The sequence below is a fragment of the Maricaulis sp. D1M11 genome (assembly GCF_047308265.1).
Lineage (GTDB): Bacteria > Pseudomonadota > Alphaproteobacteria > Caulobacterales > Maricaulaceae > Maricaulis.
Genome location: NZ_JBKQWY010000003.1, coordinates 302,920 through 318,761, shown reverse-complemented (window position 1 = coordinate 318,761; position 15,842 = coordinate 302,920). Strand labels below are relative to the sequence as shown.

At 60.2% G+C, this 15,842-nt stretch carries 15 protein-coding genes; 10 read left to right on the top strand and 5 right to left on the bottom strand.

Going from position 1 to position 15,842, the window contains the following annotated elements:
* The first annotated feature begins 94 nt into the window (after positions 1-94).
* From RMQ97_RS07870 to RMQ97_RS07840, 7 genes are all read left to right on the top strand, one after another.
* On the top strand, positions 95-1,003 hold the full coding sequence (locus tag RMQ97_RS07870; protein WP_413660309.1) for an acyl-CoA desaturase: 909 nt from the start codon (positions 95-97) through the stop codon (positions 1,001-1,003).
* 97 nt (positions 1,004-1,100) lie between these two features.
* Positions 1,101-2,276 carry an acyl-CoA dehydrogenase family protein gene (locus RMQ97_RS07865; RefSeq protein WP_413660308.1) on the top strand — a complete coding sequence of 392 codons (1,176 nt, stop codon included), beginning with the start codon at positions 1,101-1,103 and terminating at the stop codon, positions 2,274-2,276.
* Between the two features lie 29 nt (positions 2,277-2,305).
* On the top strand, positions 2,306-3,445 hold the full coding sequence (locus RMQ97_RS07860; protein WP_413660307.1) for an acyl-CoA dehydrogenase family protein: 1,140 nt from the start codon (positions 2,306-2,308) through the stop codon (positions 3,443-3,445).
* Between the two features lie 48 nt (positions 3,446-3,493).
* The gene (locus RMQ97_RS07855) at positions 3,494-5,206 is read left to right on the top strand and encodes a class I adenylate-forming enzyme family protein (RefSeq protein ID WP_413660306.1); all 1,713 of its coding nucleotides are present in this window, start codon (positions 3,494-3,496) and stop codon (positions 5,204-5,206) included.
* Complete coding sequence (locus tag RMQ97_RS07850; RefSeq protein WP_413660305.1) at positions 5,196-6,083, top strand: acyl-CoA thioesterase; 888 nt, start codon at positions 5,196-5,198, stop codon at positions 6,081-6,083. Before RMQ97_RS07855 ends, RMQ97_RS07850 begins: the two co-directional genes overlap by 11 nt.
* The gene (locus RMQ97_RS07845; RefSeq protein WP_413660304.1) at positions 6,080-6,877 is read left to right on the top strand and encodes an acyl-CoA thioesterase; all 798 of its coding nucleotides are present in this window, start codon (positions 6,080-6,082) and stop codon (positions 6,875-6,877) included. The genes RMQ97_RS07850 and RMQ97_RS07845 overlap by 4 nt, the downstream gene beginning before the upstream one ends.
* A 53-nt stretch (positions 6,878-6,930) precedes the next feature.
* On the top strand, positions 6,931-8,133 hold the full coding sequence (locus RMQ97_RS07840) for an acetyl-CoA C-acyltransferase (RefSeq protein WP_413660303.1): 1,203 nt from the start codon (positions 6,931-6,933) through the stop codon (positions 8,131-8,133).
* A gap of 126 nt (positions 8,134-8,259) precedes the next feature.
* Here the strand turns inward: RMQ97_RS07840 and RMQ97_RS07835 are convergent, their stop codons facing one another.
* Together RMQ97_RS07835 and RMQ97_RS07830 are read right to left on the bottom strand one after the other, a co-directional pair.
* Positions 8,260-8,637 carry a DUF805 domain-containing protein gene (locus tag RMQ97_RS07835; protein ID WP_413660302.1) on the bottom strand — a complete coding sequence of 126 codons (378 nt, stop codon included), beginning with the start codon at positions 8,635-8,637 and terminating at the stop codon, positions 8,260-8,262.
* A gap of 59 nt (positions 8,638-8,696) precedes the next feature.
* Positions 8,697-9,113: a DUF805 domain-containing protein gene (locus RMQ97_RS07830; RefSeq protein ID WP_413660301.1), complete on the bottom strand. Its 417-nt coding sequence runs from the start codon at positions 9,111-9,113 to the stop codon at positions 8,697-8,699.
* A gap of 161 nt (positions 9,114-9,274) precedes the next feature.
* Here RMQ97_RS07830 and RMQ97_RS07825 point away from each other — a divergent pair, with 161 nt between their 5' ends.
* A complete protein-coding gene (locus tag RMQ97_RS07825) occupies positions 9,275-10,645 on the top strand; it encodes a M28 family metallopeptidase (protein WP_413660300.1) in 1,371 nt (456 codons plus the stop codon).
* 9 nt (positions 10,646-10,654) lie between these two features.
* On the opposite strand, the gene RMQ97_RS07820 is transcribed toward RMQ97_RS07825, so the two are convergent.
* Together RMQ97_RS07820 and RMQ97_RS07815 are read right to left on the bottom strand one after the other, a co-directional pair.
* The gene (locus RMQ97_RS07820; protein WP_413660299.1) at positions 10,655-11,005 is read right to left on the bottom strand and encodes a hypothetical protein; all 351 of its coding nucleotides are present in this window, start codon (positions 11,003-11,005) and stop codon (positions 10,655-10,657) included.
* 172 nt (positions 11,006-11,177) lie between these two features.
* Positions 11,178-11,645 carry a winged helix-turn-helix transcriptional regulator gene (locus RMQ97_RS07815; RefSeq protein WP_413660298.1) on the bottom strand — a complete coding sequence of 156 codons (468 nt, stop codon included), beginning with the start codon at positions 11,643-11,645 and terminating at the stop codon, positions 11,178-11,180.
* A gap of 308 nt (positions 11,646-11,953) precedes the next feature.
* On the opposite strand from RMQ97_RS07815, the gene RMQ97_RS07810 reads away from it, so the two are divergent.
* Entirely contained in the window at positions 11,954-12,895 is a 942-nt protein-coding gene (locus RMQ97_RS07810; protein WP_413660297.1) for a bile acid:sodium symporter family protein, read from the top strand.
* A 59-nt stretch (positions 12,896-12,954) separates the two neighbouring features.
* A complete protein-coding gene (locus RMQ97_RS07805) occupies positions 12,955-14,742 on the top strand; it encodes an N-acyl-D-amino-acid deacylase family protein (RefSeq protein WP_413660296.1) in 1,788 nt (595 codons plus the stop codon).
* On the opposite strand, the gene RMQ97_RS07800 is transcribed toward RMQ97_RS07805, so the two are convergent.
* Complete coding sequence (locus tag RMQ97_RS07800; protein ID WP_413660446.1) at positions 14,721-15,815, bottom strand: bifunctional transcriptional activator/DNA repair enzyme AdaA; 1,095 nt, start codon at positions 15,813-15,815, stop codon at positions 14,721-14,723. The genes RMQ97_RS07805 and RMQ97_RS07800 overlap by 22 nt on opposite strands.
* Positions 15,816-15,842 lie beyond the last annotated feature (27 nt).

Sequence of the window (15,842 nt, the reverse complement as noted above, 5' to 3'; positions counted from 1 at the left end):
TCGGTAAATTGACGGGCTCGGGCTTACAGGGGAAAGTGGCGCGAAAAAAATTACGCGAGCAGAGTCGATCCGACCGTTTTAACGAGTTCTCCCCATGACCATTGAATCCCGCATTCGCGCCCGTTCCGAGGCGATCTTGAAGTCCTGGCAGACCCTCAACTGGGCCAGCGTCTTTTCCGCAATTATCTATCCCGCTCTCGGGGCCGTCGTTCTTCTGAGCGCACTGGTGCTGGGCCTGGCTCTCGATGGGCTGACCTTGCGCTGGTGGTATGCGCCGATCGGCGTGGCAGCGATGGGCCTGTCAATCTTCCTGTGCAATATGGGCATCGGGCCGCTGCACCGGATCTGGCAGCACCGGGCCGGCGAGATCAAATGGCCCGGTCAGGTCATCGTCATGTTCAACTGCATCCTGGCCATGCAGGGCTCCTTGAAGGATTGGGTGAATTATCACTCCCAGCATCACCGCTTTGCCGATCAGGCCGGTGATCCGCACAATCCCAATGAGTCCAAATTTTGGGCCTGGATCGGCTGGATCATGTGGCGTGATGAAAATGATCTCGCGCGTCCGATGCCGATGTGGCTCAAGGAGAACAAGGTCGTCCTGTTCGGCGATCGCTATCACATTTCCCTGTCCCTGGTTTTGCATTTCCTGGTGCCGGGCGTGATCTATGCCATCGTCGCGCTTTCAGGCGGTTCTCTGATTCTCACCGCGATCATTCATGCCAGTGTGGTGATTGGCCGGGGTATCCAGTTCCACGCCACCACGCTGGGTGTGAATGTGTTTGGCCACATGAAAACACCGCTCTGGTTCGATTATCTCCTGGCCTTCCTCACCGGCGGCGAGGCCCTGCATGATCACCACCATGAATTCCCGAAATCGGCGCTGCATTTGCCCAAGAAGGGATTTTTCAACCGCCTGGTCGACTATAACGGTACGGCGCTGCTGGTGATGAAGCGTCTTGGCTGGGCGAAAAACCTTCAGATCGCGCCACAATTCGCCTGAGGCGATTGCAGACCGCGAAAAACCGCTTAATATCTCCCCTTGATAATTTACGCGAGCGTCAACGTAAGAGAGGCGCCGTTCGATAAAGGGGAGATATATGGCTGACTTAGAGGCCTTCCGTCAGGAAGTCCGGGCCTGGCTTGACGTCAATTGTCCGGAAGAAATGCGCCAGCCGATGAAGGACGAGACCGATGCGGTCTGGGGCGGTCGAAACGCCGCCTTCAAGTCTGAGGCACAAAAGCTCTGGCTCGACCGCATGGGTGAGAAGGGCTGGACGGTCCCGGAATGGCCGAAGGAGTATGGCGGCGGGGGCCTGTCCAAGGCTGAAGCCAAAATCCTCAAGGACGAGATGCGGGCCATCAAGGCGCGCTCTCCGCTCCAGTCCTTCGGCATCTGGATGTTGGGGCCGGCTCTTCTGAAATACGGCAATGAAGAGCAGAAAAAAGAACATCTCCCGAAAATCGCCCGCGGTGAGATCCGCTGGGCCCAGGGATATTCCGAGCCCAATGCCGGTTCCGATCTCGCCTCGCTGATGACGAAGTGTGAGGACCAGGGCGATCACTATCTGATCAATGGCCAGAAGGTCTGGACCTCCTATGCTGACCAGGCCGACTGGATTTTCGTTCTGGTCCGTACGGATTTTGACGCGCCCAAGCATGAAGGTATCAGCTTCGTTCTGGTCGATATGGACCAGCCGGGTGTGACCACCAAGCCGATCAAGCTGATCTCCGGCAAGTCGCCCTTCTGCGAGACCTTCTTCGATGATGCCCGCTGCGAGAAATACAATCTCGTGGGCGAGATGAACAAGGGCTGGTCGATCGCCAAATACCTGCTCACCCACGAACGTGAGATGATCGGAGGATCTGGAGCCAATGTCGGCGCCATGCGTCCGATGGGGGATGTCGCAGCTCAGCAGGTCGGGCTGAACGCGGATGGCGTGCTCAGCGACCCGATGCTGCGCGCCGATGTTGCGCGTGCGGAGATTGATGGTCTCGCCTTCCTCGCCACCATGGAACGGGTCACGGATGAAGCGAAGTCCGGTCAGGGCGTCGGCGCGAATTCCTCGATGCTGAAGTATTACGGCACCGAGCTGAACAAGCGTCGCCTGGAGCTGATGATGGATAGTGGCGGGCATGATGCCCTGGAATGGGGTGCAGAAAGCGATGTGGCGCGCCACTGGCTTCGCACCAAGGCCAATTCCATCGAGGGCGGAACCTCCGAGGTTCAGCTCAACATCATCGCCAAACGCATTCTCGACTTGCCGACCGCCTAAGCGTCGAACCATTCAGGAGATCTATAACCATGGCCATGGTTCTGACCGAAGAAGAAGGCATGCTCAAGGATGCCGCAAAGGGATTCCTGTCCGAATCCGCTCCCATCGCGCAATTGCGCAAACTGCGTGATGAAGAAAATGCCGACGGGTTTGACCGCGCAACCTGGGCCGCGATGGCCGAGATGGGCTGGACAAGCGTGCTGGTGCCCGAAGAGCATGGCGGCGTTGCGATGGGACATGTCGCCGCCGGCGTGATCGCCGAGCAAATGGGCCGCACGCTGACGGCCTCGCCCTATCTGTCCACCGCCGTGATGGGCGCGACCGCCCTGTCACGCTTTGGCTCTGACGCCCAGAAGTCGGAATGGTTGCCCCGTATTGCTGTGGGTGATGCCATCACGGCCGTGGCTGTCGATGAGGGCCGCAAACACGCGCCGCATCATGTGACGGTCAAGGCCGAGCGTGAGGGCAATGGGTTCAAACTCAATGGTCGCAAGGGATTTGTGGCCGAAGGTCATGTCGCCGACATGTTGATTGTCTCTGCGCGTACAGCCGGAGGCGAAGCTGAAGCCGACGGGATCACGCTTTTCTTGGTGCCGCGTGAGGCGGCCGGGGTGGATGTGGCCCGCACGGATTCCATTGACTGCCGAAATTTCGCGTCCGTCACGCTCGACAATGTCGAGGTCACAGCGGATGCGGTGCTCGGTGAAGTGGATGCCGGTCATGGTGCCCTGGAAGCTGTTCTCAACAGCGGACGGGCCGGTCTGGCCGCGGAAATGTCGGGCTCGGCCCAACAATGCCTGGAAACCACGGTCGATTATCTCAAAGAGCGTAAACAGTTCGGCCAGATCATCGGCACATTCCAGGGGCTGCAACACCGGGCGGCGCATCTCTATTCCGAAGTCGAACTGGGCAAGTCCATTGTGCTCAAGGCGCTTCAGACGCTGGATGCGGCCCCCGAACACGCGGCGATGATCGTGGCCGCGGCCAAGGCCAAGATGGGTCGGGTGGCCCAGCTCTCGGCCCAGGAAGCCATTCAGATGCATGGCGGCATCGGGATGACGGACGAATACGATATCGGCTTCTTCATCAAACGGGTTCGCGTGTCCGAGGCCTTGTTTGGTGATGCCAATTATCACGCCGACGCTTTCGCCCGTCTTCGTAAATTCTAGGGATAAGGGGGGCGTTCGCGCCCCCTTTTTTATCCGGGGAGGTCCGTCATGACCCAAAGAAAACCCGCTCCCTCCCGGGAGCAGATGGAACAACTCGTCCATGCCGTGGTTGCCAATGAACCCGTCTTTGCCGTGGGCGAGGTGGACGTGTTCGGTGTCAAACAGCCTGGATACGTAAACGCACCACCAGACCTGCGCTTTGTCCTGCTCAAGGCCATGGAACACGCCGACAAGACCGCTGTGGTCTATGGCGACACGCGCTGGACCTATGGCGAGCTGGTCGGCAAATCTGTTGCTGTCGCCAATGGTTTGCGCGCCCGGGCCGATTTCGAACAGGGCACACGCGTCGCGCTGGCCCTGCGCAATTGTCCGGAGTGGATGGCGGCCTTTCTTGGCGTCATTGCTGCGGGTGGTGTGGTTGTGCCGCTCAATGGCTGGTGGACCACATCGGAGCTGGAATACGCGCTCAAGGATTGCCAGGCCAAGCTGGTTATCGCCGGTACGCGTCAAAGCGAGCGTCTGAAACCGATCAAGACCGAGCTGGGCCTGACCCTGATTGCCGGTTATGGCGAGCAGGGCGAGGCTGATGGCACGCTGACCGAGATCATGGCGGCCGGAGCCAATCAGCCGCCACCGGAGATCGCCCTGGCCCCCGAAGATGATTTCGCCATTTTCTACACCTCGGGATCGACCGGTGCGCCGAAGGGGGCTGTTCTGACCCAGCGCGGCGTGGTGACCACCGTCCTGTCCTATGCCCTTCTGGGCGCGGGTCTGAAACTGGCCAATGACGGCGAGGATTTCTTCGGATCGGATCCGGGCATTCTCGTTGCCGTTCCGCTCTTCCATTGCACGGGTTCACATGCGGTCTTCCTGATGTCCCTGATCGCGGGTCGCAAAATGGTCCTGATGCGCAAATGGGATGCGGGTGAGGCTGTAGACCTCGTCCAGTCGGAGAAGCTGACCAATATGGTGGGTGTGCCCACTATGACGCATGAGATGACCCTGGAGGCCGAACGCCGCGGTGTGTCCCTTGATACGCTCATGGATATGGGGTCGGGCGGAGCCAAACGTCCCGCCGCTCACGTCAAGAAACTCAACGAAACCTTCCCGCAGGCCTGGTCCAGCTCGGGTTATGGCCTGACCGAAACCAATGCGCTGGGCACGTATAATGGCCTGACGGACTATCAGGCGCGACCGGGTTCATGTGGTCGACCCGTGCCGGCCGTCACCCAGGTCAAGACCGTGCGCGCCGATGGATCCGATGCGGCCACGGGTGAGGAGGGCGAGGTCTGGATCCGCTCTCCGGCCGTGTTCCGGGGGTATCTCAACCAGCCTGAGGCCACGGCGGCCGTGTTGACCGAGGATCGCTGGTTCAAGACCGGGGATCTGGGTATTATCGACGAGGAGGGTTTCCTCTCCATCGTGGATCGCCTCAAGGACATGATCTTGCGCGGCGGGGAGAATATCTCCTGTCTGGAAGTCGAGGGCGCGCTGGCCCAGCATCCCGATGTTCTCGAAAGCGCGGTCATCGGTATTCCCGATGAGCGACTGGGTGAACGCGTGGGTGCTGCCATTGTCATGCGTCCGGACAGTCAGACCACGGATGCCGATATCTCGGCCTTCCTCGAACCCTTGCTCGCCCCCTATAAACGCCCGGAAGTCTTCTGGCGTATGGACGGGCCCTTGCCCCGCGTGGGCACGGGCAAGATCGACAAGCCCGGGCTGCGTCTCGATCTGCTGGCACCGGATAATGAACGCTGAGCTGACGCCAGACCTGCCGGATCGGCATGTGTTCGACGTGTCCCTGGATCTGAGCCCGGCCGGCTCGGGTCCGGCGGACACCTCGCGCTATTCCGGTGAGGCGTTGGCCGCGTTTGAAAACGCGATCGGACCGTTCGGAGGGTGGAGTGCTGCACTGCTGGCGCGCGCAGCCCTGCAGGCGGCCCGTGATGCCGGCGCCGAGGGCCTGGAGCTGATCAGCCTGACCACAGACTTTGCGGCGGGTGTCCCCACAGGACCTGTCATGGTGACCGCCGTTTGTGACCGGGCCGGGCGCAATACCCAGTTCTGGAGCGTGGCGATCCGCGATCCCCTGTCGGGGTCTGTACTGGTGAAGGCCTCGGCCATTTTGTCCCGGCGGCGCGAGACCACTGACTGGGTAGAGAGCCGCATGCCGGACATCCCGGCTCCGGAGCTGTGCCCCCGGCGGGATATTCCGCGCAACTGGGCGGACCACATCGATCTGCGTCACGCCACGCTGGAGCGTTTTACCGATACAGGCTCCACCCACTCCACAGCCTGGGCCCGGCTGGATGCAGGCCGCCCGCTGGATGCGGAAAGCCTTGTCTGTCTGGCCGATACGCCGATGTCGCGCATATTTCTGGTGCTGTCCAAACCGGTGGTGATGTCGACCGTCTCGATGACGGTCTACCTGCATGCCACCGAAGAGGATTATGCGGCCACCGCCGATGATTTTGTTCTGCTGGAGACCCATGGTGCACGGGGTGGGCGCGGGTTTTATGACCAGCATGCCCGGGTCTGGAGCCGTGATGGCCGACTGCTCGCGACCACCCAGCAAAGTGTCTGGTTCAACGCCACAGACAGGCTTGAGGACGGGCATGACGAGGACGAGGCATGAGTGTTTTCGACGCGGCACTGCAATTGAAGCCCGGCAAGGAGGAGGGCCAATGGACCGGTCAGACCCATCCCGGCTTCCAGAATATGATCGGCCCCTATGGGGGGTGGAGTGCGGCCATACTGGCGAAAGCCATCCTCGAACAGACCGAGGATGATCTCGAACTGGTGTCTTTGACCGTCGATTTCCTGTCTGCCATCCCCGATGGGGCGGTGGTGATCGAGGTGCAGTGTGATCGCGCTGGCAAGGGGACAAGTTTCTGGTCGGCCCGTTTGCTCTCGCACCAGACGCAAGCGGTGTGCTGCAAGGCAAGCGCGGTAGTGGCGCGTCGCAAGGACACACTGGAGTGGACAGAACCGTCCATGCCCGATGTTGAGGCTCCGGAAAACCTGGAACGCGTCAATCTTCCTGTGGCCTGGGCGCAGACCCTGGATTTGCGCATGGCCAAGAATATGCCGTTTCAGGGCATGGACACCACCTGGTCGGCGGCCTGGGCGCGTTTGGATGACACGGCGGGGCTGGATGCCCTGCGCCTGATCGCCCTGTCCGACAGTCCCGCACCGCGGGTCTTCATGCGCGTGACAGAGCCCCAGATGATTTCGACGGTCAGCCTGACCCTTTACCTGCATGCCTGTGCCGAGGATTTCGCACGCGCATCCGATGGTTGGGTCCTGGCTGAAGCTGAGGGCGCGCGCGGCACGCGCGGTTTCTTTGATCAACATGCCCGGCTGTGGAGCCGGGAAGGCGTTCTGCTCGCCACCAGCCAGCAGACCGTCTGGTATCGCACACCGGCATAAACACACCGGCATAAACACACCGGCATAAACACACTGGCATAAAGGAGAGAGTTATGCGTGAAGCAGTCATCGTTTCCACAGCCCGGACCCCGATCGGCAAGGCCTATCGCGGCGCGTTCAACGACACCCAGGCCCAGGCCTTGGGCGGTCATGCCATCAAGCATGCGGTTGAACGCGCGGGCATTGACCCCAATGAGATTGATGATGTGGTCATGGGTGCGGCCATGCAGCAGGGCTCGACCTTCCAGAACCCCGCGCGTCAGTGTGCCATTCGGGCCGGTCTGCCGACCTCGATTGCCGGCATGTCCATGGATCGACAGTGTGCCTCGGGCATGATGGCGATCGCCACAGCCGCCAAACAGATCATTGCCGATGGCATGACGGTCACTGTGGGGGGCGGACTGGAGAGTATTTCCCTCGTCCAGAATGAACACATGAACATCCATCGGGCCTTTGACCCCTGGATCCAGGAAAACCAGCCCGACCTCTATATGTCGATGATCGAGACGGCCGAGATCGTCGCGGAGCGTTATGGCGTCTCCCGTGAGGCCCAGGACGCCTATGCCGCACAATCGCAGGCGCGCACGCATGCGGCCCAGGAAGCGGGCAAGTTTGACGACGAGATTGTTGCCCTGCCGTCCGTCATGAAATTCATGAACAAGGAGACGGGTGAGGTTTCCGATATCGAAGTGACGCTGGAGAAGGATGAGGGCAATCGTCCGGGCACAACGGCAGAGAGTCTGGGCGGGCTGAAACCGGTCTTCAAGGGCGGGCTCAAGGTCGCCGAAGGCAAGTTCATCACCGCCGGGAATGCCTCTCAGCTTTCAGATGGCGCCTCCGCATCCGTGTTGATGGAAGCGCGCGAAGCCGAGCGTCGCGGATTGCAGCCGCTGGGCGTGTATCGCGGCATGGCCGTGGCCGGTCTCGACCCGGATGAAATGGGAATTGGCCCGATCCACGCGGTGCCGAAATTGCTCAAGGCCAATGGCCTGACCATGGATGATATTGATCTGTGGGAGCTGAACGAGGCGTTTGCCGTTCAGGTTCTTTATTGCCGCGACACGCTGGGCATTCCCGACGAGAATCTGAACGTCAATGGCGGTGCGATTTCCATCGGACACCCCTATGGCATGTCAGGTGCACGCATGGTTGGACACGCTCTGATCGAAGGCAAACGCCGCGGCGCGAAATATGTTGTCTGCACCATGTGCGTGGGCGGCGGAATGGGTGCTGCAGGCCTATTTGAGGTGGCCTGATCGCATCTTGATCGGTTCTGCGGAGCATTGATGCCAACCGGACCGATCCGTTACTTACATGAAAGTGCAAACTGGAACGGGGCCCCGCGGGGCCCCGTTTTCTGTCTGGATAAGCGCGTGGACGCCTTATTCGAAGACGGCGGTGTCGATACCCTTCGGGTTCGGGCCATATTTATTGGTGCCCGGCTGGCTGTCCTGAACATAGAAGACAAGCAGCACGATGAAGCCGACCAGCGGGATCAGACCGATCAGCAACCACCAGGCCGAACGGCCGGTGTCATGCAGGCGACGAAAGCCCAGCGCGAACATAGGCAGCAACAGCGCCAGAATACCCACAATGGTGAACAGGCCTGTGGTGCCGAAGATCAGCCCGTCAAGGAATCCGGTCACGAACGAGACAAGAATGTAAAACAGGTAGAAAAACCAGTACTCGGACCGACGGGCTCGGCCCTGGAAGCCCACATAATTGCTAAAACCGCTTTTGATAGCGTCTACAAAACCCATGATTCCCTCCTTAATCTTGGGATCGGCAAGCCTATCGCCTGATACGCGAAAGGCAATTGCTACTCGAAAATGCCGTGATCAATACCTTTGGGATCAGGGCCATGCGTATTGGGCCCTCGCGTGCCCGGCAGTAACATGAAGATGAATACGACAATCCAGCCCACATAAGGGATGAAATTGATCAGGTAGAGCCACCCCGATCTGTCAGAGTCATGCAGGCGTCGCACCGTGACAGCCAGACCCGGGATCAACAGGCCGATCAAGATAATCATGAATATGAGGCTGAGGACCACTTGTACGGCGACAGGAAAGGCCTCGATCCCCTGACCATCGGTCAAAAGCCCGAGGATGATAAAGGGGCCGTAGATGAGCAGGGTCGAAAACAGGGCCCACCACCAGTATTCACTGCGCCGTGCCCGGCCTTTGAAGGACGCGTATTGCGACCACACACTGCGAATGGCGTCGACAGGATTCACTGTCACCCCCGATTGAAATCCGCGCGCACGCTAGGCCGTGTAGGGAGGTGTGGCAAGCGTGTAGGGCGTGCGAACACACTCGTGTGAAGCGCAGCGCCGGGACATTTACTCCGGACAAATTCGAACTAGCCTGTTGAGTCTGCAATCCAGGGGAGAGGGATATGCGCAAGACTATATCAACCATCGCAGCGATTTGTGTGCTGAGCGGAGCGGCGACGGCCCAACATGCGCCTCCATCGGAAGTCCTGGCCATTCATCAATATGTGGCCGATGTGTCGGCGGATCGTCTGGAAGAGGATGTCCGCACGCTCGCCGGATTTGGTACGCGCCACACACTGTCTGATACGCAGAGTGAGACACGTGGCATCGGAGCCGCCCGCCGCTGGATCTATGACGAATTCAATCGCATTTCCCAGGCCTGTGGCGGATGTCTTGAAGTGATGTATGTGTCCGGCACGACCTTCAGTCAGCCGCGCATTCCCGAACCGACCGAGATCGTCAATGTGATCGCCATCCAGCGGGGGCGGATCGATCCGGATCGCATGGTCATGATGTCCGGTGATATCGACAGCCGTGTGTCCGACGCGCTGGACAGCACATCGGACAATCCCGGCGCCAATGATAATGCCTCGGGCATGGCCGGTGTGTTGGAGGCGGCCCGCGTTCTCAGCCAGCACGAGTTTGACGGTAGCATCGTCTATGCCGGTCTGTCCGGCGAGGAACAGGGATTGTTCGGGGGGCGTATCGTCGCCACTCACGCCTTGGAAAATGGCTGGCGTATCAAGGCTGTGCTCAACAACGACATGATCGGCAATATCTCTGGCATCAATGGAGTGACCAATAACGCGACGGCCCGGGTGTTCTCCGAAGGGACCCGGGCGAATGAAACCCTGGAGGAAGCTCGCATTCGCCGGTTCACAGGCGGCGAGGTCGACAGTCCGTCCCGCCAGATCGCCCGCATGGTCGACCGGACCGCTGATCAGTATATCCCCAATCTGGATGTCATGATGATCTACCGCCTTGATCGCTTCCGGCGCGGCGGCCATCACCGCCCGTTTAACGAGGCCGGCATTCCCGGTGTGCGGATCATGGAGACCAACGAGCATTATGATCGTCAGCACCAGGATCTGCGTACCGAGGACGGGCGCGCCTTTGGTGATACGATCGACGGGGTGGATTTTGACTATGCCCGCAAGTTGACGGCCCTCAATATTGCCGTCATGGCGCAGATCGCGGGGGCGCCGCCCATCCCGTCCAATGTGGAAGTTACGGGGGCTGTGCAACCCTCAACCACGATCCGTTGGGACCTGGCCACAGGTGAGGCCGCTGAAAACCTGGCGGGGTATCGGGTGTGGTGGCGTCTGACCGATGCGGCGCAGTGGACGCATAGCCGGTTTGTCGGACAGGTCGACACCTTCACGCTCGAGAATATTGTGATCGACAATTATTATTTTGGTGTGTCCGCCGTGGCGCTGGACGGGTCGGAAACCCCGATCGTCTTTCCCGGACCTGCCGGTTCGTTTGGCGAATAGGAACGGAGCTTAGCGCCGGGGGACGAGGGTGAAGACCACAGTGTCCCCGGCGGCGTTCTCGCCTGTCCATTGATCGCCCAGCTGAACATTGGTGAGGAGGGGCTGACAGGTTTCGTCGGTGGATCCGTCGCGCGTGACGCAGAAATCGCCGTCGCGGACCTCCCAGTGACCGCGGATTCCAACATTGGTGGTATAGCGACCGCTCGCCGAGAAATAGGTTATGTACTGTCCGCCGGGCCCTTCAACGGCGATGGCGTTTTGGGTCAGACGCTCAAGCACGTCTTCGGTCAGACCCTGCGCCGGGCTGAGCGCAAAGGTGCCCGACATGGCGGCGGCCATGATGATCAGTTTCATCGACATCTCACTCCCCTGTGCATCCGGTCTGTGTGCCGACGCATCCTGTTTTCGAGCCCCAACGTGTGTGCGGCTCAGGCGGGAGTGTAACTTCAGGAAAAGCTTCGGGCCAGCCCGAAAGGGGCGCAAAGAAAAAGGCCATGCCCGAAGACATGGCCTCTCCATCGGTCTGCCTGCCTCAGGAGACTTTCTGCGAAGACAGGCCCGGGCCCGCCTTGCGCGCAACATCCTCGTGGGAGACCTGTTCGCCTTGCTGGTTTGCTACCGTGATCGGCGCCAGCTCCTCGCCGGTCCGCGTGTCATACATCACAGTTGGCATGCTTTCGCGCCCGTAGATCCACTCATCGCCCCATTGCTGCATGGCCATGAGGATCGGGAAAAGCGCGCTGCCGCGGTCCGTGAGTTCGTATTCCTGGCGTTGTCCGCGCACACCGACTTCGACCCGGCGCATAATGCCGTTTTCAACGAGGCGGTTCAGACGGTCAGTCAGGATGTTCTTGGCGATACCCGTGCTGTCATGGAAATCGCTGAAGCGGCGGGCTCCACGCATGGCGTCACGTACAATCAACAGTGTCCACCAATCACCCACCTGATTCAGGGTTTGAGCGATGGCACATGCCATATCGTCAAATCGCTTACGCCCCATGATAAAAGCCCCCAAGCTTCAAGTTACTCAAAACAGTTCCAATCAAATCAAAATGCGTCTCGAATTGCCCTGGTAGCTTATTGCTACCATGCAGTTCAAATAGCACCAAACGCAAGAGAAAAGCTAGAGCGTTGTGGTATCGTGTTTATCTGATTGGATCCCATATTAATTTATGAGGTCAGTTATAGCGAGTCGTACGGATTATTCGAGTCTGAACGGTGTTTCGGCGAAGAAAATTTCCTCAATGCGCTTGATTAGTGCATGGTGTGAGCGGGCGTGAGACCCGTAAAACGAAAAAGGGGAGATATATGGTCGATGCGAGCCAGCTGGATGCGATCCAGCTGAACCTCAGTCCTGTTTTCCAGCGCGTTATGTCGGCCAACATCCTGATCATGATGTTCTCCGTCGCACTGTCGTTGAAGGTCGATGATTTTAAGCAGTTAAGACGCGAGCCTGTGGCGGTGCTGGGGGGTGTCGTCGGGCAAATTCTCGGTCTTCCCCTGCTCACCTTGCTGCTGGTATTCCTTCTTCAACCGCATCCGGGGCTGGCGCTGGGCATGATCGTGGTCGCGGCCTGTCCGGGAGGGGCGATCTCTAATGTCCTGACTCTGCTCTCTCGCGGGGACACGGCCTATTCGGTGTCGTTGACCGCCGTATCCAGTCTGTTGTCTGCCGTTGTCACGCCGGTTTCGATCTTGCTCTGGGCGAGCCTCTACCCGCCAACAGCGGGCCTTTTGGACGAGTTGGCGATCTCGCCGCTGCCCTTTCTCAGCCAGATGGTGACACTGTTGGCCATCCCGATCGGAGTGGGGATGTGGGTCGCACACTATCATGCCGAGCGCGCTGCAAAAATTCGCAAAATACTGACACCGCTTGCGCTGTCCGGGATCGCGGTTTTGATACTCGTCGGGCTGATTGGCAATTTCGATCTTGTCATCGAGACCGGCGCCATCACACTGCCCCTGGTCGTGTTGCACAATAGTCTGGCACTGGCCTTTGGTTTCGGACTGGCCTGGTTGCTGTCCTTTGGAGCCGCCCGCCGCCGAGCACTGACATTCGAGATCGGGATCCAGAATTCGGGTCTGGGACTGCTGATTCTGCTCAGTCATCTGGGCGCGCCCGGAGGCGCACTGACGATACTGGCCCTGTGGGGCATCTGGCATTTCTTTTCTGGCATGGCGGTGATGGCTGTGTTCCGCTGGCTAGCTGGACGATCCGATACACCCGGCCTGCAAGGCCCGAGACCGTAACCGAGCACCAAACCGAGCAATCAATACAGTACAAAACCGAACACATAGGGGAGATGATGATGAGCGCGTTCGAGTTCGACCTGAAGATAACCGGCGGAGAGGTTCATGACGGGACCGGCGCTGCAGGCCGGGTCACAGATCTTGCGATCCGGGACGGACGGATTGTCGCCATGGGCACAGTCTCCGGTTCGGCACGCGAAGAGATCGACGCCACCGGCAAGATCGTCACGCCGGGTTTCATCGATATTCACACCCACTATGACGGTCAGGCCAGCTGGGATGATGAACTGCGCCCTTCGATCGATCATGGTGTCACGACAGCGGTCCTGGGCAATTGCGGCGTCGGTTTTGCACCGGTGCGTGAAGCGGATCATGAGCGCCTGATCAAGCTGATGGAAGGGGTGGAGGACATTCCTGGTACGGCTCTGCATGAGGGCCTGACCTGGGACTGGGAGAGCTTCCCCGATTACCTCGATGCGCTGGACCGCACGCCCCGCACGATCGATATCGCCGCCATGGTACCGCATGATCCGCTGCGGGTTTACGTCATGGGAGAGCGCGCCGTCTTCTCCGAACCTGCCACGGAACACGATATCGCCGAAATGCGCCGCCTGACGCGCGAGGCCCTGGAGGCCGGGGCGATCGGTTTTGCGACCGGCCGATCCGATGTGCACAAGACCGCGGATGGTGACTGGACGCCGTCGTCGGAGTCGACACGCGAGGAATTGACCGGAATCGCGTCGGCCTTTCAGGGGCTGGATTTTGGTGTTGTCCAGGCGGTCAGTGATTTCAACCTTGAACGCGGCGAAGAGGATTTCGACGAGGAATGGGAGATCATCGCCGACTATGCCAAAGCGTCGGGGCGCCCCTTTTCCTTCTCGCTCATGCAGCGTGATTTTGCACCCGATCAATGGCTGAAACTCATCGCCCGGTCCGAGCAGCTCAAGCAGGAGGGTGTGGATGCGCGCATGCAGGTCGCGCCGCGCGCCATCGGGGTGTTTCTGGGCTTCAATTGCACGTTCCACCCGTTCATGGGGTATCCGGCCTACAAGGCCATCGCGCACCTGCCTCTGGCAGAGCGTGTTGAGCGGATGAAAGACCCCGCCTTCAAGGCCGAAATCCTCGCCCAAAAGACGGACAAGCTCTCCGGTCCCGGTTCATCCGTGCCGCCGCTCGCGGACCTGTTGATGGAACATATCGAGTTTGTCGCCGAGAAATTCTTCCAGTTGGGCAATCCGCCTGATTATGAGCAGGCGCCTGAGCACTCGCTGGCCGCACGCGCGCGGGAGAAAAATCTGCCGCTCATGGAGATGATCTATGACACGCTGCTAGAGCGCGACGGGCACGAGCTGATCTATCTGCCGCTCTATAACTATACCGAACTCAATTACGACAATGTCCTGGCGATGATGGAGCATCCGCAGGCGCTCTATGGCTTGTCCGATGGTGGCGCGCATGTGGGCACCGTCTGTGACGCCTCCATGCCGACCTATCTGCTCACACACTGGACCCGTGATCGCTCACGCGGCCGCAAGTTGGATCTGCCTCGGGTGGTACGCATGCTGACCGGCGCCCAAGCCGATTACATGGGTATGCGCGATCGAGGTTATCTGCGTGAAGGCCTCAAGGCGGATATCAATATTATCGACCTGGAGCGCCTACAGGCCGAACCGCCGCATATGAAGGCGGATCTGCCGGCCGGTGGCCAGCGCCTGCTTCAGGGCGCGCGGGGCTATGTCGCGACCCTTGTGTCGGGTGAGGTCGTCATGCGGGACGGGGCGCTGACGGATGCCCGTCCCGGTCGTCTCTATCGCGCCGGGCAGGATCAGGTCATGGCGGCGGAGTGAGCCAAGCGTGTCTCGTGTGCGAGGAGCCACTCCTTGCGCCACAGACCGCCGCCATAGCCGGTCAGTGATCCGTCCGTGCCGATAATGCGGTGGCAGGGGATGAGAATGGCCAGGCGGTTCGCGCCATTGGCGCGGGCCACAGCGCGGCTGGCCGTGGGGCGTCCGATCGCGCGGGCGAGGGCGCCATAACTGCGCGTCTCACCCGACGGGACCGTGCGCAAGACACGCCACACCCCTCGTTCGAACGCAGTGCCATGTCCGCTCAGCGGAATGGCGTCGAGCTGAGCGATTGCATCGGCCTGACCATCAAAATAGGCGGTCAGGGCGTGTTCGAGCTGATCGAGAACCGGGGTGCGTCCGATCACAATCGCCGATTGGGCCTGGGTCTGGACCTGTGCCAGTTCGTTCTTGAGTGCGGGCCGGTCGTGGAATTCCACCAGATGGAGGGCATGTGTGTCGGCGACAGCGATCATCGGTCCGATCGGTGTCGGGATCCAGCTGGCCCGCAACACCGGGGTTGATTTCAGCCCATTGGGCGGCCGCCCGATCAGGCGGTTGAAGGCTTCACGAAACCCGCTGGCCGATGAAAACCCGGCATCGATCTGGGCGTTGATGACACTCTCGCCGTCTCCGATTTTTTCCGCCGCGCGGCCCAGGCGTCGCAAGCGCGCCATTTCAAGAAAAGTGATCCCGAAATGGCGTTTGAAAGCCCGTCTGACGGTGGACGGGTCATGTCCCAGGGCGGCGATTTCTCCCTCGCTCCAGCGTCGGTCCGGATCGGCCTCCAGCGCGCTGACAAGGGCGCGTACCATATCCGACGCTTCGCCCGTCCGGTCGAGGGGTTTGCAGCGCTTGCACGGGCGAAACCCGGCTTCCAGGCATTCCGGGATCGACCCGAAAAACCGGGTGTTTTCACGCTTGGGCTTTCGGGCCGGGCAGGTGAGGCGACAGAAAATCCCGGTCGAGGTCACGCACACATAGGCGCGGTCTTCATATCGGGCATCACGCTCAAGCAAGGCCGTGTATAGCGTGTCGTCATCGGGGTGTTCGAACAAGGAGGGCGTGTGGGTCATCATGGGGTGACGCTAGCACGCGATGCC

What these genes read in the sequence shown, in the direction of transcription:
- RMQ97_RS07820 (WP_413660299.1), bottom strand. Translation starts at nt 11,005, where the DNA reads ATGTCGATGAAACTGATCATCATGGCCGCCGCCATGTCGGGCACCTTT.
- RMQ97_RS07850 (WP_413660305.1), top strand. Translation starts at nt 5,196, where the DNA reads ATGAACGCTGAGCTGACGCCAGACCTGCCGGATCGGCATGTGTTCGAC.
- RMQ97_RS07810 (WP_413660297.1), top strand. Translation starts at nt 11,954, where the DNA reads ATGGTCGATGCGAGCCAGCTGGATGCGATCCAGCTGAACCTCAGTCCT.
- RMQ97_RS07840 (WP_413660303.1), top strand. Translation starts at nt 6,931, where the DNA reads ATGCGTGAAGCAGTCATCGTTTCCACAGCCCGGACCCCGATCGGCAAG.
- RMQ97_RS07825 (WP_413660300.1), top strand. Translation starts at nt 9,275, where the DNA reads ATGCGCAAGACTATATCAACCATCGCAGCGATTTGTGTGCTGAGCGGA.
- RMQ97_RS07800 (WP_413660446.1), bottom strand. Translation starts at nt 15,815, where the DNA reads ATGACCCACACGCCCTCCTTGTTCGAACACCCCGATGACGACACGCTA.
- RMQ97_RS07870 (WP_413660309.1), top strand. Translation starts at nt 95, where the DNA reads ATGACCATTGAATCCCGCATTCGCGCCCGTTCCGAGGCGATCTTGAAG.
- RMQ97_RS07860 (WP_413660307.1), top strand. Translation starts at nt 2,306, where the DNA reads ATGGCCATGGTTCTGACCGAAGAAGAAGGCATGCTCAAGGATGCCGCA.
- RMQ97_RS07865 (WP_413660308.1), top strand. Translation starts at nt 1,101, where the DNA reads ATGGCTGACTTAGAGGCCTTCCGTCAGGAAGTCCGGGCCTGGCTTGAC.
- RMQ97_RS07815 (WP_413660298.1), bottom strand. Translation starts at nt 11,645, where the DNA reads ATGGGGCGTAAGCGATTTGACGATATGGCATGTGCCATCGCTCAAACC.
- RMQ97_RS07835 (WP_413660302.1), bottom strand. Translation starts at nt 8,637, where the DNA reads ATGGGTTTTGTAGACGCTATCAAAAGCGGTTTTAGCAATTATGTGGGC.
- RMQ97_RS07805 (WP_413660296.1), top strand. Translation starts at nt 12,955, where the DNA reads ATGAGCGCGTTCGAGTTCGACCTGAAGATAACCGGCGGAGAGGTTCAT.
- RMQ97_RS07855 (WP_413660306.1), top strand. Translation starts at nt 3,494, where the DNA reads ATGACCCAAAGAAAACCCGCTCCCTCCCGGGAGCAGATGGAACAACTC.
- RMQ97_RS07845 (WP_413660304.1), top strand. Translation starts at nt 6,080, where the DNA reads ATGAGTGTTTTCGACGCGGCACTGCAATTGAAGCCCGGCAAGGAGGAG.